General features: G+C 66.4%; 22 protein-coding genes. 8 read left to right on the top strand and 14 right to left on the bottom strand.

The window, feature by feature from the left end:
• Positions 1-11: 11 nt before the first annotated feature.
• A complete protein-coding gene (locus IC63_RS00970) occupies positions 12-860 on the bottom strand; it encodes a head maturation protease, ClpP-related (protein WP_052041752.1) in 849 nt (282 codons plus the stop codon).
• Entirely contained in the window at positions 857-2,176 is a 1,320-nt protein-coding gene (locus tag IC63_RS00965) for a phage portal protein (protein WP_084115316.1), read from the bottom strand. The genes IC63_RS00970 and IC63_RS00965 overlap by 4 nt, the downstream gene beginning before the upstream one ends.
• A gap of 98 nt (positions 2,177-2,274) precedes the next feature.
• Between IC63_RS00965 and IC63_RS00960 the strand changes: the two genes are divergently transcribed.
• Positions 2,275-2,712, top strand: a complete 438-nt coding sequence (locus IC63_RS00960; RefSeq protein ID WP_052041751.1) for a DUF6508 domain-containing protein — start codon at positions 2,275-2,277, stop codon at positions 2,710-2,712.
• Here IC63_RS00960 and IC63_RS00955 read toward each other — a convergent pair whose 3' ends face one another.
• Positions 2,713-4,485, bottom strand: a complete 1,773-nt coding sequence (locus IC63_RS00955; RefSeq protein ID WP_084115314.1) for a terminase large subunit — start codon at positions 4,483-4,485, stop codon at positions 2,713-2,715.
• On the bottom strand, positions 4,469-4,939 hold the full coding sequence (locus tag IC63_RS00950; protein WP_036716048.1) for a phage terminase small subunit P27 family: 471 nt from the start codon (positions 4,937-4,939) through the stop codon (positions 4,469-4,471). The genes IC63_RS00955 and IC63_RS00950 overlap by 17 nt, the downstream gene beginning before the upstream one ends.
• Before the next feature lie 59 nt (positions 4,940-4,998).
• On the opposite strand from IC63_RS00950, the gene IC63_RS00945 reads away from it, so the two are divergent.
• Positions 4,999-5,625 (top strand): SOS response-associated peptidase, encoded by a 627-nt coding sequence (locus IC63_RS00945; protein ID WP_036716047.1) that lies wholly within the window; start codon positions 4,999-5,001, stop codon positions 5,623-5,625.
• Between the two features lie 186 nt (positions 5,626-5,811).
• Here IC63_RS00945 and IC63_RS00940 read toward each other — a convergent pair whose 3' ends face one another.
• The 7 genes from IC63_RS00940 to IC63_RS00905 all read right to left on the bottom strand — a co-directional run bounded on the left by IC63_RS00940 (position 5,812) and on the right by IC63_RS00905 (position 11,277).
• Positions 5,812-6,027 carry a DUF7220 family protein gene (locus IC63_RS00940; protein WP_036716044.1) on the bottom strand — a complete coding sequence of 72 codons (216 nt, stop codon included), beginning with the start codon at positions 6,025-6,027 and terminating at the stop codon, positions 5,812-5,814.
• Positions 6,024-7,328 carry a site-specific DNA-methyltransferase gene (locus IC63_RS00935; RefSeq protein ID WP_036716042.1) on the bottom strand — a complete coding sequence of 435 codons (1,305 nt, stop codon included), beginning with the start codon at positions 7,326-7,328 and terminating at the stop codon, positions 6,024-6,026. The genes IC63_RS00940 and IC63_RS00935 overlap by 4 nt, the downstream gene beginning before the upstream one ends.
• Positions 7,329-7,444: 116 nt before the next feature.
• Positions 7,445-7,801: an HNH endonuclease gene (locus IC63_RS00930; protein WP_036716039.1), complete on the bottom strand. Its 357-nt coding sequence runs from the start codon at positions 7,799-7,801 to the stop codon at positions 7,445-7,447.
• 135 nt (positions 7,802-7,936) lie between these two features.
• Complete coding sequence (locus IC63_RS00925) at positions 7,937-8,317, bottom strand: DUF6362 family protein (RefSeq protein WP_036716037.1); 381 nt, start codon at positions 8,315-8,317, stop codon at positions 7,937-7,939.
• Positions 8,310-8,534, bottom strand: a complete 225-nt coding sequence (locus IC63_RS00920; RefSeq protein WP_408633536.1) for a hypothetical protein — start codon at positions 8,532-8,534, stop codon at positions 8,310-8,312. Before IC63_RS00920 ends, IC63_RS00925 begins: the two co-directional genes overlap by 8 nt.
• Positions 8,535-8,854: 320 nt before the next feature.
• Positions 8,855-11,080, bottom strand: coding sequence for an AAA family ATPase (locus tag IC63_RS00910; RefSeq protein ID WP_036716032.1), 2,226 nt, complete (start codon positions 11,078-11,080; stop codon positions 8,855-8,857).
• On the bottom strand, positions 11,077-11,277 hold the full coding sequence (locus IC63_RS00905) for a hypothetical protein (protein ID WP_036716030.1): 201 nt from the start codon (positions 11,275-11,277) through the stop codon (positions 11,077-11,079). Before IC63_RS00905 ends, IC63_RS00910 begins: the two co-directional genes overlap by 4 nt.
• 123 nt (positions 11,278-11,400) lie before the next feature.
• On the opposite strand from IC63_RS00905, the gene IC63_RS00900 reads away from it, so the two are divergent.
• Complete coding sequence (locus IC63_RS00900) at positions 11,401-11,640, top strand: FitA-like ribbon-helix-helix domain-containing protein (RefSeq protein WP_036716150.1); 240 nt, start codon at positions 11,401-11,403, stop codon at positions 11,638-11,640.
• Complete coding sequence (locus IC63_RS00895) at positions 11,637-12,071, top strand: type II toxin-antitoxin system VapC family toxin (RefSeq protein WP_036716027.1); 435 nt, start codon at positions 11,637-11,639, stop codon at positions 12,069-12,071. Before IC63_RS00900 ends, IC63_RS00895 begins: the two co-directional genes overlap by 4 nt.
• Here the strand turns inward: IC63_RS00895 and IC63_RS17195 are convergent.
• From IC63_RS17195 to IC63_RS00880, 3 genes are all read right to left on the bottom strand, one after another.
• Complete coding sequence (locus IC63_RS17195) at positions 11,981-12,775, bottom strand: RNA polymerase sigma factor (RefSeq protein WP_232222463.1); 795 nt, start codon at positions 12,773-12,775, stop codon at positions 11,981-11,983. The genes IC63_RS00895 and IC63_RS17195 overlap by 91 nt on opposite strands.
• Positions 12,776-12,868: 93 nt before the next feature.
• Positions 12,869-13,108 (bottom strand): hypothetical protein, encoded by a 240-nt coding sequence (locus IC63_RS00885; RefSeq protein ID WP_036716022.1) that lies wholly within the window; start codon positions 13,106-13,108, stop codon positions 12,869-12,871.
• A gap of 93 nt (positions 13,109-13,201) precedes the next feature.
• The gene (locus IC63_RS00880; RefSeq protein WP_036716020.1) at positions 13,202-15,376 is read right to left on the bottom strand and encodes a hypothetical protein; all 2,175 of its coding nucleotides are present in this window, start codon (positions 15,374-15,376) and stop codon (positions 13,202-13,204) included.
• A 317-nt stretch (positions 15,377-15,693) separates the two neighbouring features.
• On the opposite strand from IC63_RS00880, the gene IC63_RS00875 reads away from it, so the two are divergent.
• The 4 genes from IC63_RS00875 (at position 15,694) to IC63_RS17810 (ending at position 18,696) form a co-directional block, all read left to right on the top strand.
• Positions 15,694-16,149: a DUF2924 domain-containing protein gene (locus IC63_RS00875; RefSeq protein ID WP_036716018.1), complete on the top strand. Its 456-nt coding sequence runs from the start codon at positions 15,694-15,696 to the stop codon at positions 16,147-16,149.
• On the top strand, positions 16,146-17,471 hold the full coding sequence (locus IC63_RS00870) for a recombinase family protein (RefSeq protein ID WP_036716017.1): 1,326 nt from the start codon (positions 16,146-16,148) through the stop codon (positions 17,469-17,471). Before IC63_RS00875 ends, IC63_RS00870 begins: the two co-directional genes overlap by 4 nt.
• Positions 17,468-17,950, top strand: coding sequence for a hypothetical protein (locus IC63_RS00865; RefSeq protein WP_456299419.1), 483 nt, complete (start codon positions 17,468-17,470; stop codon positions 17,948-17,950). Before IC63_RS00870 ends, IC63_RS00865 begins: the two co-directional genes overlap by 4 nt.
• A 542-nt stretch (positions 17,951-18,492) precedes the next feature.
• Positions 18,493-18,696, top strand: a complete 204-nt coding sequence (locus IC63_RS17810) for a hypothetical protein (protein ID WP_156965303.1) — start codon at positions 18,493-18,495, stop codon at positions 18,694-18,696.
• The last annotated feature ends 531 nt before the right edge of the window (positions 18,697-19,227 follow it).

The following is a 19,227-nucleotide window of genomic DNA, read 5'->3' as shown; positions in this document are numbered from 1 at the left end:
GGGGAAAGTCCTTATGTGAGCGTTTCGATGAGGGACCGCGCCAGGGCGGCCCAGTCGTCGTCAGCGCGCGGCGTGACGTGTGCGGCAGCGTCCTGCGTGCCGCGGAGCTCGGCCAGGAGCGCGCGGCGTTCCGACCGGGGAATGTTCTGGCGGGCGAGCAGCGTGTCGATCCGGCGCAGGGCGCTCGGGGCTTCGGGCTGAACGCCCCCACCACGGGTCACATCGGCGGCCAGGAACCCGTCAGCGAGCCCGGCCTCGACGGCTTCCGCGCCCGTGAACCAGCGTTCGCTGTCCATCCACTCTGCTGCGATCTCGGGATCGACGTCCGCCTTGGCGGCGTAGACCTCCGCCATGGCTGCATCGAAGGGGATCATCGTCTCGGCGGCCGCGGCCATGTCGTGGCGGTTGCCTATGGCGACCACCCAGGCATTGTGGACCATCAGGAACCCGGCGCGGCCGATCTGGACCTCGTCACCGGCCATGGCGATCACCGAGGCAGCCGAGGCGGCAAGCCCGAGGATGCGGACCGTGACTTTGCGCGGGTCCGCGCGCAGCAGGTTGTAGATCGCCACGCCCTCGAAGAAGTCGCCGCCGGGGCTGTTGAGGTCGACGGTGATCTCGTCGGCGGTGATCGCGCGCAGCGCCGCAGCGACGCGCCGGGCCGTCACGCCCTCGCCGGTCAGGCCATCGGCGCCGATGACGTCGAGGATGCTGATCGTGCGGCTGCCGGTCACCGACTCCCGGCCGGGACCGGCGCGAAGTCCGGGGGTCCACTTCTCCAGCAGCGCCGGATCGGGGTCCCAGGCCTGCACCTTTGGCGGACGTGACAGGTTGATCGGGGGTGCGCTGCGCAGCGTCATGGGTCTCGTTCCTCTGTCTCCGGCGGCGGTCCGTCGCCCTCCTGCCCCGCCGTCGGCGGTGCCGTCATGTTCGGCGGCGGGTAGTAGACATCGCCGCCCGCACGCGGGTTCTCGTCCTCGAGGGTGCGGATCTCGTTGGGGCTCCAGACGCCCCATTGCAGCCCCTTCACATAGGCCTCCCAACGGGCCTTGATGTCGCCCTTGACCAGGGCCGCACGGTTGAAGCGGGCGTAAAGGTCGGGGCGCCCGTCCGGGATGAGATCGCGGGCGATGGTCTCCTCCCAGGTCGTCAGGTGATCCTCGAGCGTGTAGGCGACAAAGCCGATCGACTGCTGCTCGATGCCGGTGCCCCAGCTGGTCGACTTCTCGGTGTCGCCGATCATGTGCGGCGGCACCCCGAAGAACATGGCGATGTCGGCGCGGGTGAACTTCCGGCTCTCGATCCATTGCGCGTCCTCGGCGGTCATTGCCATGCGGGCGTAGTCCATGCCTTCCTCGAGGATCAGGTGCCGGCCTTCTTGCTCGCCGCCCGAGCGGAACTCGTCGAGGCCCGCCTTGAGGTTGGCCACCGCCTCGGGCCCGAGCCGGCCCGGGTGGCGCAGCACGCCAGAGACCCGGGCCCCATTGCGGAAAGTCGAGGCGCCGTGCTCCTCCATCGCCAGCGACAGCCCGATGGTCTCCCGGGCATGGGTGATGACCGAGACGCCGGCTACGCCATCGAGCGTCATGCCGACGAGATGGAACATCTCGGTCTGGCCGAGCCGTACCCGCACCCCGTCACGCCGGGTGTAGATATACTCGAGCGCCAGATCGTCCCTCTGCCGACATGCCACCCGGTCCGGCTGCAACGGGATCAGCTCCCGGACCTGTCCGCGCGAGCGGACGATCATCGCATAGGCATTGCCACGCAGCAGCAGATGCGTCTGCATCATGCGGCGGAACTGCGAGGGTGTCTGCCAGCGGTTGGGCCGGCGCCGCAGCAGGTGCCAGAGCGGATCGTTCGAGGCGTCCTCCCGGGTGCGGTCGTCGATGCGACGGCGCAGCTGCAGCGGCAGCGTCGCAACCGCGCCCGCGATGATGCGCACACAGGCGTGGACGGCGGCCACCGTGAGGGCGGTCTCGGGCGAGACGCTCACCCCGGCCGCCGTGGCAGCCACGCCGCGGAGGACCTGCTCCAGCTCGGACGAGGTATGGACCACCGTGCCGCCAATCGAGCCGAGAGACGCCTGCGGCTGCAGGTCCGGCTGCTGCAGATGCACGCCACCAGCGGGCGCCGCGCTGTCACGCGCGCCGAAGAGGCGGGACCAGAGGGACATGAAGGCCGTTCCTTGAAGATACTCGAACAGCAGCGTGGATCGGCCGCAAGGCAGCAGATACTCTCACACTCGGTCCAAAAGGTTTGGGGAACGCGAAGATGGCAGATCAGGAGCCGATAACCCGTGAAGGATTGAGCGCCCTTGCGGCGTTTCTCCCCAGTATCCGGGCACCCGATTTCTCGTCGGGTACATGGAAGGGCGGAGAGCAGCAGGCGGACGGTTCAATCCAGATGCCGTGGTTCGCTCAGAGCGACGCGATCAGTGACTTTGTGAAGGCTGCCTATGATCTTGATTGGGTCCGGAGCTTCGATTGGCCCGAATGGACTCAGACGGAGGAGGCCTTTCGTCTGCGGAACGATCCCGAGGCTCTTGCCGGGGCGACTGCCGATCAGCTTGCGAAACTGCTGACGGTCGTCATCAGGCAGGACAGGTTCGCGGAGGGCTCCCTGGCAGAAGCGTTCGACAACGGGCTTATCCTTTCCATTCTGGAGCGGGCGAAGGTTCTGAGCGACGCAGCTAACGAACGACGTCCGTAGCTATAGCAGCATCGGCCCGCGGGCCTGGTAGACCGAGCGTCCTGCGGACTCGTCGCGCAGCATGGCCCGGCCGAGGGCATTGCAGAGCGCCACGATGCCGTCGATGCGCTCGGACGAGCGCTCCTTGTCCGGCTTGATGTTGCCGGCCGGGTCATGGCGGACCGCGACGTTCGAGGCATTCCAGCGCAGCACCGGATGGCCCCCGTGCCAGAGGAGCCGCGAGACCGCGAGCCGCTCGAGCTCTGCCGTGGGCGCGGCCATGCTCAGGAACCCCTGACCGAACTGGACGAGGTTGATGCCCTCGTCCTCCAGATGCTGGACGATCTCGCCCGCGAAGGTGCGGTCATAGCTGAGCTCCCGCAGATCGAAGCGGCCTGCAAGCTCGAGGATCTCCGCCTCGATGAAGGCGAAGTCGGTGGCATTGCCCGGCGTGGCCACCAGGAACCCCTGGTCGCGCCAGACATCATAGGGCACCCGGTCACGGCGGGCGCGGCGCCTGATGTCCTCCTCCGGTACCCAGAAGCGCGACAGCACGATCCACTTCTCGGCCAGGCTCCCGAGCGCCGCATCCCGCGTCGGCGGAAACAGCAGAAGGAAGGCCGAGAGGTCGTTGACCCGAGCCAGATCCAGCCCGCCGTAGCATTCGCGCCCCGCGAGCAGTCGCTCCAGACGGGAGAGTTCCCGCGCAATATCCGCGCCGCCGGCCGTTGCCGACAGTCCACCCTCGGCCCAGACCTCCATGTCGAGCCACCGGGTGACCTGCTCGGTCCATTCGTTCAATCGCAGCCGGCGGATGGCATTCTGCTGGGCCGGCATCTCGCGCGCTTCGTCGATCTGGCGTTTGAGATCATCAGGCTTCACCGTCACGCCAAGGCTCGGATTGGCCTTGATCCAGACCTTCGGGTCGGTCCAGTCGTCGCCCGCATCGATCGTGGCGATGAAGGCAAACCAGGGGTCGGCGGTCTCCTGCGGCAGCGTCCCCTCCAGCGCTTTCACCGAGAACTCGTGATGCTGGCGGCAGACCGAGTGGCGGTCATGCCCGGCGGTGGTGATCTCGACGATCAGCGGCTGGCGGCGCGCGCCCGTCGCGGTGTTGAGCTTCTGGATGATCTCGGGACCCGGATGCTCGTGCACCTCGTCCACGGCCGCGAAGTGCACGTTCAGCCCGTCCATCTTGCTGGCGTCGGCCGAGAGCGGCCGGAACCACGAGGCGGTGGGCAGGACCGCGAGGTTGTTGACCGTTCGGGTGACCCGGGTCGAAAGCGCCGGGCTTGCCGCCACCATGCGCTCGGCCTCGCCGAAGACGATGCGCGCCTGGTCGCGCGTGGTCGCGGCGGCATAGACATGGGCGCCGGCCTCGCCGTCAGCGACCAGCGCATAGAGCGCGATCCCGGCCAGCAGGGCCGACTTGCCGTTCTTGCGGGCGACCTCGACATAAGCCGTTCGGAACCGCCGCAGCCCATCCGCCCGCTGCCAGCCGAAGACGGAGCCCACCACGAACTGCTGCCAAGGCTGCAGATCGAAGGGCTGCCCCGCCCATTCGCCCGTCGAGTGCCGCAGGTGGCTGAAGAACTCGATCGCGTGCAGCGCCGCCGCGCGGTCCCAGACAAGACCGCGGGATGGGCCGGTCTTCAGATCGTCCAGGTGGCGCTGGCAGGCCAGGCGCGTCAGGTGACCCGCCACAACCTTGCCGGATACGACCCGACGGGCCCACGCCGTCACCGGACAGGCCGGGGCTTGCTTCCGGTCGCCAGATTTACGCTGTGCTGCCACGGTTCAGAAACTCCTCGAACGGATCGCGGGTCTCGGCCGGCGCCGCCATGCGGATGCGGGAGCGGCTGGAGGGCGTCAGCCCGAACTCGCTCTCGATCTGGCCCATCTGCGCCAGGCACTTGTTCGCCACCGCGAGAAACGGGTTCTGGATGATGTTGCCGCCGGCGGTCTTCACCACCGGGCCGCGGCGCTTGACCTCGGCCTCTGCCTCGAGCCAGCGCCGCCAGATCACCGCGTAGCGGGCGAGCGCCCCCGCATCGAGCTCGGTCATCACCCCGTGCCGGGCCAGCAGCTCGGCCAGTTCGGTGAACTTTGCGGCGGCCGCATCGTCGAGGTGATCGGGAGCCGGCGGCACCGCCACGACCGGCTGCGGCTCGGCGGGGTTCATCCGGTGCGGCCGGGCCGTGCCTTTCACCAGCTTCAGCTGCGTCGGGAGCGGTTTGCGGCCAGCCATGATCCTGATGTCCCTCTTTCCGCATTGCGAGTGGCAGCTGGACACGCCATCTCGTAGGCATGTGCAATCTCTACAGCCAGACTCGTGCCCAAGAGGCGATGCGGCAGCTATTTGCCGCCGTGGACAAGCTCGGCAACCTTCCTGCCCAGCCGGAGATTTACCCCGACCAAATGGCGCCGATCGTTCGGATCGGCCTGGACGGCGAGCGCGAATTGGTCAAGGCCCGATGGGGACTGCCATCACCGCCCTCGGTCCTGAAGACCGCCCGCGACCCTGGGGTCACCAATGTCCGCAACACCGGCTCGCCTCACTGGCGCCGTTGGCTCGGGCCGCCACACCGCTGCCTCGTTCCACTCACCGCCTTCGCGGAGCCGATGGGCAAGGGCCAGGGTAACCAGTGGTTCGCGCCAGCGGACGGACGGTCTGTCGCATTCGCCGGCATCCATGTCCCGGGTTGGACCTCGGTTCGCAAGGTCAAGGATGGTCCGACCACGGACGACCTTTTCGCGTTCCTCACCACCGCCCCGAATGCTGAGGTCGCAGCGGTCCACCCCAAGGCGATGCCGGTGATCCTGACCGAGCCTGCCGAGTGGTTGACGTGGATGTCCGCGCCCTGGAGCGAGGCACGTTTACTGCAGAGGCCCTTGGCGGACGGTGCGCTGGAACTTGTCGACGGTGCCGCCTGATACCTCGTGGTGATGAGGACCGAATGCTGCGTTTGATCGTGCGGTTGCAAACGGTGCCAAGGTGATCGAGGCCATGACGGAAAAGGGCGATGGAGATCGTCGCGGCAGCGTTCGCGCCCCCGATTGAACACAGTGGTACCTGTTGCGGCAGATCAGTGCGGACTGAGCGTTGGGAAGGACAGCGACCTAATGCCTCTCCATTCGTTCAGACAACCGCCGCAAGGTGAACGATCGAGCGAGGCTCACCGCCGTGAACACCGCGCCGATCCTCATGTTCTGCGCCAGAGTCGGATTCCAGCCGAACTGCGGGAAGATCAGGATCTGCGTGACGACGGCCACGCCATAGCCGACGATCACGTTGGCCAGCGACTCGACCAGCGACATGGTGCGTGACTGACTCATGCGGCGAACCCCTCGTTCTGATCTATCGCGCCGAGGCGCTCGACCGTCACCTCGGCGAAGGTCCGGCCGTCGCCATCGAGGATCGCGTCCCTGCGGGTCTCCGCCTGCCAGCGCTCGACGGCGACATCGACGTAGGCCGGGCTGATCTCCATCGCGAAGACGCGGCGGCCGTTGGCCTCGCCCGCCATGATCTGCGATCCCGAGCCCGAGAACGGCTCGTAGCAGAGCCCGCCGCGCGCCACGTGCTGGCGCATCGGGATGCCGAAGGCGTCGAGCGGTTTCGGCGTCGGGTGATCGGGCCGGTCGTCCCTGGCGAAGCTGGGCATCTCCCAGGTCGAGGGCAGCGTCTCGTCCGCCACCTTCGGCGGGCGGTTCGGGCGGCGCCAGCCCATGAAGCAAGGCTCGTGTTTCCAGAGGTAGTGGGACCGGGTCAGAACACCGCGGTCCTTCACCCAGATGATCTGCTGATGGACGAAGGCGCCGGCCTTTTCCCAGCAGGCTTCCAGCATCGCCTGGCGGCGCGAGGCGTGCCAGCAGTACCAGGCAGCATCTTCGGTGATCGCCTCGGCCACGGCCGCCGCGATGAAGCCGTCGTAAAGCTCGGCCCCCTGAGAACTGTCATCCCAGGTCGTGCCATAGGACGCCGACCAGTCCTTGTTGCGGGTCGGATGGTTCGAGCCGTCGTAATCGACCAGATAGGGCGGGTCGGTCGCGAACAGGATCGCCCGCTCGCCGTTCATCAGGCGGCGCACATCGTCGTGGCTGGTCGAGTCCCCGCAGAGCAGCCGATGGTCGCCGAGGATCCAGAGATCGCCGGTGCGCGAGACCGGGTTGCGCGGCGGCTCGGGAATGACAACAGGCGCGGTCGAGCCATTGTCGTCTTCCTCGGCGCCCGTCAGCAGCCGGTCCAGCTCACCATCCTCGAAGCCCAGGATACCGAGATCAAAACCCGCGTCCTTCAGATCTGTGAGCTCCAGCGACAGCAGGCTTTCGTCCCAACCGGCGTTGAGCGCGATGCGGTTGTCCGCCAGCACCAGTGCCCGGCGCTGGCTGTCGCTGAGCCCGGTCAGGGTGATCGTCGGCACGGTATCCATGCCGAGCAGCCGGGCGGCCAGAACGCGCCCGTGGCCTGCGATCAGCGTGCCGTCCTCGGCAATGAGGACCGGGTTCACGAAGCCGAACTCGCGGATCGAGCCGGCAATCTCGGCCACCTGCGCTTCGCTGTGGGTGCGGGCATTCCGCGCATACGGCACCAGGCTGTCGAGGGGCCGATAGGCGACGGCGAGTTCACGATCGAGCATGGAATAGTTCCTTCGGATCGGGGGTTACCCCCCCCTCGCCATTTTGGCCACGGATGCAGAAAGCTTGGCGCGCGGTCCTGACGTCGAACCGCCCAGAGATCTGACCTCCCCCCGGGTCAGTCGGAGGACTCGCGCCCGGTCCGCCGATTGCCGAAGCCGCCATCCTCGGCAGCGGTCTTGCGGCTGTGACAGGACGCACAGAGCGCCTGCCATCCGTCCTGGTCCCAGAACCGCGCGGTGTCGCCCCGATGCGGGATGATGTGATCGACGGTGTTGGCCGGGGTCACGCGCCCTTGGCGCTGGCACTCGGCGCAGAGCGGGTGGCGGGCCAGAAACAGCCGCCGTTCCGCGAGCCACCGGGCCGAGCGATAGAGCGCGCGGATGACCGGATCACGCTTGCGGTCGGTCTCGCGGTCACGTTCGCGCTTGTCGCGCCGCCCCACCGGGCGATGGATGGGCGGGCGCAACGGCATGAATGCCTCACGAGACGGATGAAGCGGGGTGGAAAAGACCGGGGGCGCTCTCGGCGCTCGTCTCCCGATCATATGCTCCGCATAGCACGGATCTGTTGCAGGTGTCGAACACGAATGTGTTGCAACACTTTGGACTCACTCGGCATTCAACCGCGCCGCGATGACGGTCAAGGCCAGTTGCCAGCGCCGCCAGGCGGTGGTGCGGTCGCAGCCCATCTCGCCCGCGATCACCTTCCACGGCACCTTGGCCGCCCGCGACCAGACCAGCTTGCGCTCGGGCTCCTCGATCCAGAGGACCCAATCGAAGGTCCGCTCCAGCCGGGTGATGGCCGCCGCCGACGGCCAGACGCGCATCGGCTCGGGCTCCATCGCGGCGATCTCGCGCTTCGTCCGCAGCACCTGCGGCCAGGCTCCGAAGTAGCGCTGCGCCTTGACCGGCGGCAGCTTGCGCAGGGTCCGGAACGCCTCCTCGAAGTGGTCAGCCACATCGTCCGCGGTCCATTCGCGATCAGCCATGGCTGCGCCCTCCCTCGCCGGCGCGGGGCCCATAGAGCTTGCGCCCCAGCTGCGCGACCATCTCGCGCTCGGGCCAGGTCAACCGCGGATCGTCGACCGAGACCGCCAGCAGCCCCAGCTCATGCCAGCCGTCCCGCCGGACCTGATCGGGGTCGCGGCGGGTGCCACCGTAACCGCGGGGCGAGAAGCGCATCATCGTCATCGTCTTGCAGGCCATTGTCATCTCCTGTCATTCTGGCCGTCGTGATCGGGTGAGGCAGAGACGAGGGGTGACGTGGAGGACCGCGGGCCCGGACGTCACGGATGGGGGGTCCGGCCCTGAGGCCGGCCCTCCCATACGTAGTATGGGGAGGTTCATTGTTCGACTTGTTATGCGAGTCAGAGATTTGATATTGCTTGCTTTTCTGCCTCCGAAGAAGTCGGACAAGGAAGTCAGACATGTCTGACTTCGACTTCCGTAAGTCATTGAAAAGCAAGCCATCAGTCAGACAATTCCGGAAGTCTGACATTTTCGACTTATGTCGGACACGCGATTTGTCAGACATCCACGACCTCCGGCCAGACCCAGACGGAGGGGTTCTCGACCTCGAGCGCGGCCCCCGAGGACGCGCAGCGGTAGTGGCTCGGAAGGACTGCGAGCCCCTGGCCCGTGATTTCCCCGGTCTCGGGATCGACCTGTTCCCCGCGGCCGAAGCGCATGCCTTCGACGCACATGTAGCCGAAGCGGGACCGGACCAGCGGCAGGCCGTAGAGTGCGCCGTTGCGCTGGTACTTGATGAAGCCCTTGGTCGCGAGGACGTTGAGCCGGTCCTGGATGGTGTGCTGGCTGCCGAGGCCGGCGCGGTTCTCGAAGTTCGAGGCGAACTGGGTGGAGGTATAGAGCCGGCCTTCCGCAGCCTCTTCGTAGAGCAGGTCGAGGATCACCTCGGCCTTGCGATCGCGCTCGGCGTCGAGACGGGCCCCCACCTCCTGCCGCACGAGACGCTCGTGGCGGGCGTTCAGTTCGACCCAGGCGCCACCGATCTTGTCGACCAGCTTCGGCTCGAGCGCCGGTCCGTTGCGAAGTTCGATCTCGAGGCGGCGGGCGGTGCTGTCGTCGTCCGGGCGGTGCAGGATCAGGCCGCTGGTGTAATAACCCCGCAGCGCGCTGGCGCCGGAGAGAGCCAGGAACGGGTCATCCTTCACCTGCTGCTTCGAGAGCTTCTTCGTGTGGTGGACGAGGACGACGCCGGCATCGGGATTGACCGCCGCCTGCAGCGCTTCGACCCGCTCCTTGAGGAAGAACATCATCGCGCTGTTGTCGTTCTCGCCGCCGCTGTCGGGACCGCCGTCGAAGACGTTGCGGATCGGATCGACGCAGAGAATGTCGGGCGGGCTGTCGCGGAAAGCGCTCCGGATCGCCTCCACCACGCGGGTCAAGCCACCGTGGTCGAGCAGCAGCTTCAGCCGCGGGGTGGCGACGAAGCCGTCGCGCGCGGCAACAAGGACTTCGGACGGCAGGCCGATCTGGTGGAGGCGCTCGCGCAGATAGTGATACTGCAGCTCGGCCTGCAGGTAGAACACCCGCAGCGGCCGCGGCGGCGTGAAGCCGAGGAACGGCACGCCGGCGGCCATGTGGACGAGCCAGGCGATCAGGAAGTCGCTCTTGCCGACCTTGGGCGCGCCGCCGAGGACGAGCAGCCCGCCCGGGGTGAGCACGCGCGGGGCGATGATGTCGTCGGGCAGCGCGCTGCGGTCATCGAGCAGCTGGCCGAGGCTGAAGCAGGCGAGCGGGGCTGTATGCGACTCCTGCCGCGACGGCTGCGCAGGTCCGTTGCGTTCGAGATGACGCTGCCACAGCCGGCGGGTCTCGGCCTTGAGCCGATCCTCGGACCAACTAGGCCGCAACATGGCCGCGTTGTAGCCGCAGATCGCCTCCCAGGCCTCGTCGAGGCTGAGCCGGCCATCATGCGCCTGACGGAGGTAGTGCCCGATCGCGGCGCTGGCACCCTGAAACCGGGTCCAGTCATCCTGCGCCCCCTCCCGCACCGGCGTGGTCAGGACGTCATCGACTGCGGGTTTGCTACCGGCGTTGAAGTCGAACCACGCTGAGCCTGAGGTTTCCGGGGTGAGCGCAGGCATCGCAGCGACGAGGGCCGCGAACTCAGCCAGATCGACCTCGATGGGCTGCTGGTCGACGATCCGGACCTGCGCCGTCCGTCCATATTTACCATGGATCGTCCCGGGCACCCGGATCGGCTGGTGAGCGGAGCCGAAGCTGTCGTCACCGCCGACCTTCAGCGCCATCGTCGCCCGCAGCTGGCAGAGCCGGGCCAGGTCCTCGCCCTCGGCCGGTTCGGTCAGCTTCCACCACAGATGCAGCTTGGGCTGTCCGGCCTCGGTCATCCCGCCGCTCTCGATGGTCAGCGTCGCCGGGCCGAGGTTGCGGATCAGGTGGTCCCGCTTGGCGGCGATGTCGCCATCGTCGAGATCGACGACCAGCGCCTGCATCTGCCGGACATGCTCGGCGCGACCTTCGCCGCTGTTTCCGACCGTGCCGGGGATCACATAGATCGCACGGCCGACGGAAGCGGCGGCTCGCGCGGCTGTGGCGATGATCTCGGGCGCGCTCGCGTCTGCCGGGATCCAGCGCAGGTCGTTCGACGCCCCCGGCGTCACGCCCTTCTCGGGCAGACCGCGCAGCGGGATCAGGCCGTCGCACCAGGAGAAGACCACGTCGACAAACAGCGCGATCTGGTCGCGATCGATGCCGGGCGCACTCATTGCAGCCGCCCTTCGCCCGGCGCCAGATCGGCGGGCTGGACATAAACCGCAAACAGCGGCTCACCGTCGCCGTGCAGGCCCGCTGACTCGAAGAAGTAGTACCGATCCGGGATGACCAGTTCGGTCAGTTCCCAACGCCGGTAATATCCCGGCAGGCGTTTCAGAAGATCGGGCGGCGGAACGGGCGGCAGCGTCATCGATCAGGCTCGTGAACAGGGGCTTCACCTGGTCAAAAGCCACCCCCGCACGCCGATCGGGACATTGAGGAGGGGAATAATCTGTGATATCTATTGCAGCGTGTGATATCGATGGAGGCGGCCGTGGCCCAGATCGTCGTGCGACAGATCCCGGACGAGGTGCATCGCGCCCTGAAGGCGCAGGCGGCCGCCCATGGCCGGAGCGCCGAGGCCGAGCTGCGCGAGATCATCGCTCGCGCGGTTCTGCGCGAGGGCCGGCCACGTGCAGGCGATCTGATGCGCCGCATCTGGTCAGGCGCCGCGATGGACGGGTTCTCAGTCGAGCGCGACCGCACCCCCGTGGAGCCGGCCTGCTTCGAATGATCATCCTCGATACGAACGTCGTCTCGGAGACGATGAAGCCGGTCCCCGAGCCGCGGGTGATCGACTGGCTCAACCGCCAGGAGCTGAGCACCCTGCACCTGACCACCGTCAGCCTGGCCGAACTGCGGTTCGGCATGGCGCGGCTCGAGCCCGGCCGCCGCCGGGATGATTTTGAGCTTCGGCTCGAGCGGATGCTGACGGAGGTCTTTCCCGGCAGGGTTCTGGGGTTCGACGCAGCCGCGGCGAATGCCTTTGGCGCGCTGGTCGCGCTGGCGGAGCGGCACGGGCGGACGGTGAGCTTCCCGGACGGCGCGATCGCCGCCATCGCTGCGGCGAACGGCTATCCCGTCGCCACCCGCGATGTCGCGCCGTTCATCGCCATGGGCGTGGACGTCGTCGATCCATGGGACCCGATCCCTCCTGGCCCATGATGCTGTCGCAGCACCGCGACCGCGCGCTGATACCGTTTTCGGGCCGCGGGTTCCGACAGGCCAAACGTCATACCCATTTCGATCTGGCTTGCACCGTCCAGGGCCACGCCGAGAACCAGGTCCGCGTCCCGGCCGATGACAGCAGTGAGGTCGCGCCGCAGCTCCGCGCGCAGACGCAGTTGCTCCGCCCATGAGGGTGGCGCCTCCAGCCAGTCCGGGTCCAGCGACGGGCAGGATTGTTGTCGGGCAGTTTCTCGTCGGGCGGCACGCAGCAGGTCGCGCTCGACGTTCCGCAGCACGGTCGCTGCGATCCGGTTCACCCGGCTGAGGTCAAGCGTTCGGACTTGCTCGGTCGTTCGCGCCAGCAACTCCGAAGCGACCTCATCGCGGCTGCCGACACCTCGTCGCAGGCAACGGCCGCGGATCGCATCGAGGCCGGGCCAGAGGGCCAGCAGGAGCACGCGCAGGGCCAGGTCAGCGATGCGGTCGGCTCCCTGAGACGCACGCACGAGGGCGGCAAGAATGGCGTTGCGCGCACCGTGATCGAGATGCCCATGGTGCAGGGCGCCGAGCAATGCCGCGGTATCGGCGTAGGGCTGCAGGACCGGCTCGGCCGTGCGAATCGCACGGTAGTCGCGTTGGGACTGCAGGGTGGTGGAGGAACGGATGAGATCGTCACGGATCCCGGACCAGGAATAACACACTGGACGCCAGCCTTCCGGCCGGGCGTCCAGCGCCTCTCTCGGGCCTCAGGGCGTCGTGCGCCTCTGATGATCGGTGAGTGGGTGGGCGGCGCGTTAGCGCGCGGGCGCAGTCGCCTGGTTCAGCGTGCCGCAACCACGGCAGGTCGCCGTGGCAGGGAAGCCCACCAGGTATTCGTGGCCGCGCGCGAAGCTCAGATGCATCAGGCCGTCACGGCGCACGCCCAGCAGCTTGCCGCAGCAGTTGCAGCGCCAGTCGTTCGCAGTGCCCGCCATGCGGGTGGCGCGGCCAGCAGTCACGTTGCGGGCCGGGCGGAAGGAAGTGGGGGTCGGCATTTGGAATGCTCCGTCGATGATGGAGCATCTCAAATGAAGCAGCGAATCGGAGTTAGTCAGACCCCCTGAACGGAGTTGGAGCGGAGTTGGAGCTCAGACGGCGATCTCCCACAGTCCGCGCTTCGGGGAGCGCAGGAAGCCGTCCTTCAGTTTATTCCAAAGAATTTGACCAAAAATGTTGCCAAGCGACTGATCGCCAAAGCCAGCCGTCAAGTCCTCCGACTTCATGGGACTCGGATGTGCCTGAACCAGTCGATCGATAACAACCACTCGCTGGGCGCCCACGATCTCGATGGTGCCCTTGCCGGGGACGCTCAACACACCCACGCTATCGCCCGACTTCTGGAACTCGACCGCCGCGCCGCCATGAGCAAGCGACCGGTTCCGACGAAACGCCGTTGTCAGGCTCATCATGTCGACAGCAAACTCGGCCGCCTCCGGAAGAATGTGATCGGTGAGCCTGGCGAGCACGTTCGCCGCGAGAGCTGTGCCCTTCAGGTCGCCAGCCTGTAGGACAAGGCCGATCCCCTGCTTGTCCCGCGCTCGAAGCTCAGTGTCGATGGCGGCGCGGATACGTTCATCTTCGAGCCTGCGCGCGAGATACAGCGGCACCGCCCGGCCATCGATTTCGAGTGCGCCGAGTGCGACCAGATCCGGCCTGATGTCCTCCATCGCTGTGATGTCCAGCGCCTTGCCGAGCTGGTGGCGCAGGTGGGCCGCGACCCAACCGTCGCGCACCCGATAGACACGGTAGCGATCTGGCATCGCAGCTGCGGAGGACTGGCCATCGCTCGAGCGCAGTTCGGGTCCCTCAGGGTAGGCCACGACGGCGGCCACATGCTCCGCGAAATCGTCCTCGTCGTCGACCAGTTCGTCACCCTCCCAACCTGCGGGAACCAGAAACCCGAGATCCAGCAAGGTCTTCACCTCTATCCCGCGTTCGTAAAGCCAGGCACCGCCGATCCGGTCAGACCCAAGATTCCACAACGCCAGCAATGCAGGCAGCACCGCCATGCTCTCTCGGGGCGTCGGTGCCCGGCCATCACGCAATATGCCCCAATACCGGAGCAGGCGGTGACCGAGGACACGCTCGAATGGATCGTCCAGGCTGTGCAGGCTCGTGGTGTTTCGGTCCGTGACGGTGAAGTCGAGCGTGCGCTCAGCTTCCATGCCCAGCCGCCGATACTGAACAGCAATTTCCACAAACCGGATCGCGAGGGCATTGCGGAATATCCGATCGAGCCCCGGCTGATCGCTGATCAACTGTCCGATGTCTTCATCCAGCGGCGTCGAGACCGACAGCCTGCTGGCGAGGTTGCCGATACTGATGTCTGCGCGGATGACTTGGGCGCGCAGGATGCTCACGTCCTCGAAGTCGGGGATCTCCAGATCGAACCCGCCAAAGAACCGCCCGATGTCATAGGCCTGAAAATCGACGGGTTGTTGCGACGGCTCCTGCTCGAGCACCGTTCTGATGAAGCTCTCGGCCGCGTCATGGCGCAGCTTTCGGGTCCCGGCCCGGACATGTACCCGCCCGGTGCTCGGGGTGTGCACAATCATGATTTCACCGGGCGGGCGGAAGTACATTGTCGTGCGCTGCCCGTCGTCGTGAAGTTCCCGCACGCTCGTGGGAGCTTCGGGGTGAACCACCAGGTACATGACCTGCGCGGGGTCATCACCGTCCTGGGGAATGGCGAACCGGTCGACCTCATAGCCGTCGCCCCGGTCAAGCCTCGCGCGCAGATCTTCGAGCAATGTCCGCAGCGCGGAGGGTTCAACATCAGTCCCACCGTCCTCCGCAGGCTCGACCATGAATGTCTGATAGTGACGGTCATAGCGGCGATAGAGCCGCAGATGCAGGGTGTTCTCGGCCGCCTCGAACAGCATCGGCTGCTTGAGATAAGCCCACAAGCTACGCGCCAGCGCGTCGCGCTGCCCCTCGAACTCGCGCTTCTGCTCTGTCGCCAGTTTGGAGCGAACCAGTCCGTCGAGGGCGAACTGGCCGCGATCTGACGACATGGTGACGATGCGGGCCGCCTCGGTTTCGAGCGGCGACAGCTTCTCCTTGCGCTGCTCGCGCAGCATGGCCGCGGCCGGCACGTTCCCGTCCGCTTCATCCGGATCGAAGGAGTAATCGACCAGCCAGGTCAGTTTGTCGAAAACCCGCATTCGCAGGAACGTGGCGATCATCGACGCCTCAGCATCGCCGAACAGGCGGAAGAGGGCGGGGCAGGACTTGGCAGGCGCTCGAACCATGCAGATCTCCATGATCAGAGTTTTCCAAGGCTAACCCGAGACGCAAAAAGCGCAAAATAATCTTGTGCCCCGTGTCCCGATCCGCCGGCACGGGTGGCTTTTCATCTTCGAGAAGCCTGTGAGCCCGAGATGAAGCGCCCCAATCCCCTGTCACCCTCCCTCATGACACCCGGCGAACGCCGCGCCGAGCTGTGTGGTCTGCTGGCGCACGGGCTGGTTCGGTTGAAGATGCGGGATCGGCGGGAAGTATCTGACGATACTGGAGAAGGTTGCCTACACTATCCGCCCGACCAATGCCGTCATGCAACTCCAACTCACCGGAGAAATGCATGAACAAGCCCGATCCCATCCCCGCGCGCCTCGCCGCGCTCAAGACCACGCCGACGCCCGACCTGAAGAAACAGTGGCGCGACCTGTTCGACAGCGAGCCGCCACCGTTCAACCGCCGCTACCTCGAGTCCCGCCTGGCATACCGCATCCAGGAACTCGCCTATGGCGGGCTGAAGCCCGAAACGACACGGCGTCTGGAACGGCTGGGCGAGGAGCTGGACGGCGGCGACCGATCCAAGCGCGGCATCCGCGCCGATCGCGACCGCCCCATCACAGGCACGCGCCTTCTGCGCGAATGGCAGGGCGTCGAACAGATCGTCACCGTCACCGCCGACGGCTTCGAGTGGCAGGGGCGGCCCTACAGGTCGCTCTCCGCCATTGCCCGCGCCATCACCGGCACGCGCTGGAATGGCTGGGTCTTCTTCGGTCTCAAGAACCACAGGGGGCGGACATGACGAAGCTGCCCGAAAAATTGAAGGTCGTCCGCAAGCTGCGGTGCGCCATCTACACTCGAAAATCCTCCGAGGAAGGGCTGGAGCAGGAATTCAACAGCCTCCACGCCCAGCGGGAGGCCTGCGAGGCCTACATCGCCAGCCAGCGTTCCGAGGGCTGGGTGCTTGTCCGCGATCAGTATGACGACGGCGGCATCTCCGGCGGCACGCTGGAACGCCCGGCTCTCAAGCGCCTGATGACCGACATCGAAGACGGGCTGATCGACGTGGTGGTGGTCTACAAGATCGACCGCCTCAGCCGCTCGCTCGCCGACTTCGCCAAGCTGGTCGAGGTGTTCGACCGGAACGGCGTGACCTTCGTCTCGGTGACCCAGTCCTTCAACACGACCACGTCGATGGGGCGGCTGACCCTAAACATCCTGCTGTCCTTCGCCCAGTTCGAGCGGGAGGTCACCGCCGAGCGCATCCGCGATAAGGTCGCCGCCAGCCGCAAGAAGGGCATGTGGATGGGCGGTGTGCCGCCCTACGGCTATCGGGTGGAGAACCGCAAGCTGGTGGTGGACGAAGACAGCGCCGCGCATGTGCGCTGGATCTTCGCCCGCTTCCTCGAGATCGGGTCCGGCACCGAACTGGCGCGAGAGGTCGGCACGCGCAACATCCGCACCCCGCGCGGGAATAGGATCGACAAGAAGTACATCTATCGGATGCTCAGCAACCGCGCCTACATCGGCGAGGCGGTCCACAAGGGGGAGAGCTATCCCGGCGAGCATGACGCCATCATCGACCGTGAAACATGGGACAAGGTTCACACCATCCTGCAGGAAAGCCCGCGCAAGCGCGCCGCGCGCACCCGCGCCGACACGCCCGCGCTGCTGAAGGGGCTGCTGTTTGGGCCCGATGGCGCAGCCTTCTCGCCGACCCACACCCGCAAGGGCGACAGGCTCTACCGTTATTATGTCAGCCAGACCGTGCTGAAGCACGGCGCCGGGGCGTGCCCGGTCGGCCGCGTGCCAGCAGGGGATATGGAGGCCGCCGTCATTGACCAGCTGCGCGCCGTGTTCCGCCAGCCTGAGATCGTGGCCGGGACGTGGAAGGCGGCGAGCGCCCACGCCAGCGACATCACCGAAACCGACGCCCGCGCGGCCCTGCAGCAGATCGACCCGCTGTGGGACGAACTTTTCCCCGCCGAGCAGGCGCGCATCGTGGCGCTGCTGGTTGAACGGGTCGACATCAGTACGGACGGCCTGAACGTCCGGCTCCGCGTCGACGGGCTCGGTAGCCTCGCGCGTGAGATGCTAGCTGGCGGCATAGAGGCGGCCGCATGACCCGCAGTACGCCGATCCCCGAGACCGTTACTCTCCACGTGCCGTTCCGCGTCGTGAGGCGCGGCGGCCGGAAGGAGATGCACTTGCCGGACGGCACCACGCCGTCGCGCCGGGCAGACAGCGCGCTGGTCAAGGCGCTGGCCCGCGCGTTCCGGTGGAAAAGGATGCTCGATTCTGGGGAGTTCGCCACCATCGCCGAACTGGCCGAGCGAGAGGGCATCGCGCCCTCATACATGACCCGCGTCCTGCGCCTGACCCTGCTCGCCCCGGACATCGTCGAGGCGATTCTGGACGGGAAGCAGGGGCCTAAGGTGACGCTCGCGCAGGTGCTGGAGCCGTTCCCGTTGGGCTGGATTGATCAGTTTCCGTTCAAGCCGTGCGCTCGGGCCCCAAGTTTGTCCTTCCACAAACCTTCACGGGCAAGGATGTCGTCCCGAGCCATGTCGGGTGAGGCCACCTCGAGGATCGACACGGTGTAATCTCGATGGCCGCGCTGCCGCAGCAGTACGTTGCCCCCATGCCCATTTGCCACGTAGGCCATCCACCGCCCGAGAAGTCCATCCTGACCCGTAGCAGACCCTACATACTGATCACCCCCTTCGGAAACGAGTAGATAAACTCCTCGGACGGAGGATAATGCAGCCCGCCACGCTTGCGGCAGCGCGGGCACTTCACTGATCAGGCTCCTGAACTTGGAGAATCCGGGGAACGGCGGCTCCCTGCGATCAAGTCTTAGTTCGAGGATCTCTTTGTGCCGTCGCGCAGCCCATTGTGACCAAGCGCGCGCGCCAGCCGGCGGGCCCCAACGAACAAGGATGCGTTCCGTGTACGCAGTGCCAGCGGCAAGCCATTCGAGATCAAATGCGTCAACGTCCCTTCGGTCACGCTCGCCCTCGATGATCTCGAGATCCTGGATGGCGGGTAGGCGGCCTCCATTCCAGTCCCATCGATCGTTGATCCGTGTAATCCCGACGAACAAGCCGGTTGCATCTCCGTCGGCTAGCATCGACCCTGGAACGAAATGGCACGCAAGCTGCGCCTCCGCGTAGGGCGATGGATTGCGACGCTGAAAGCTGGCGAAGCATCCAAACTTCTGAGAGCCGCCGGTCCGCCAAGCCATCAAGCCGCGACTGTCATGCCGAAGGAGGCGCGTATGTACGACGTCCAATTGGAGCTTTATCAGGAACTCATGGAAATAGAACACTTTTCCTCCTGCCGTCACTGAGATCGTGCTCAGCGAAGCGGCAGTAGTCAATGCTTCTTGGCAGCGACAGCCGATATCGACGTGGTGAACCTCCAGGTGCAGCAGGTTCCAAAGGCTGCGCGGACGGGTGGCGTGCTGAATGTCATCGAAGCGCTGGCGCTGAACACACTGCTCCGTCAGAGTCCGGATCACACTCTCGGCCGTCGTGACCCACGGACCGTTCCGCGCATACTACGCGGCCCGCCGCGCCGCGGTGGTCGCTCCTGCCGGGATCGCCACGTTCAGCGCATCGACCCTCCTCATCGCCTGCCAACGCCGCCCGCCACCCGCGGGATCGATGCCGCGAGCGCGCACGAAGCGAAGATGGCGATGGAGGACGGACCGCACGGGCCGCAGAATCGCCTGAAACCAACCCACAAGCTATTAGGAATGCTTGGGAATCAATCCAGCGCGACAGCGCTAGATCCCACCGAAAGACCCCGACTGAACGGCAGGCTGCCACTTGAACACGGATTCACACTCAAGTAGCGTCCGAAAAAACGCGAAAGGCCT

This window comes from Paracoccus sphaerophysae (genome assembly GCF_000763805.1).
GTDB lineage: Bacteria > Pseudomonadota > Alphaproteobacteria > Rhodobacterales > Rhodobacteraceae > Paracoccus > Paracoccus sphaerophysae.
The sequence above is the reverse complement of the archived record's forward strand: the minus strand, read 5'-3'. Positions and strand labels throughout refer to the sequence as shown.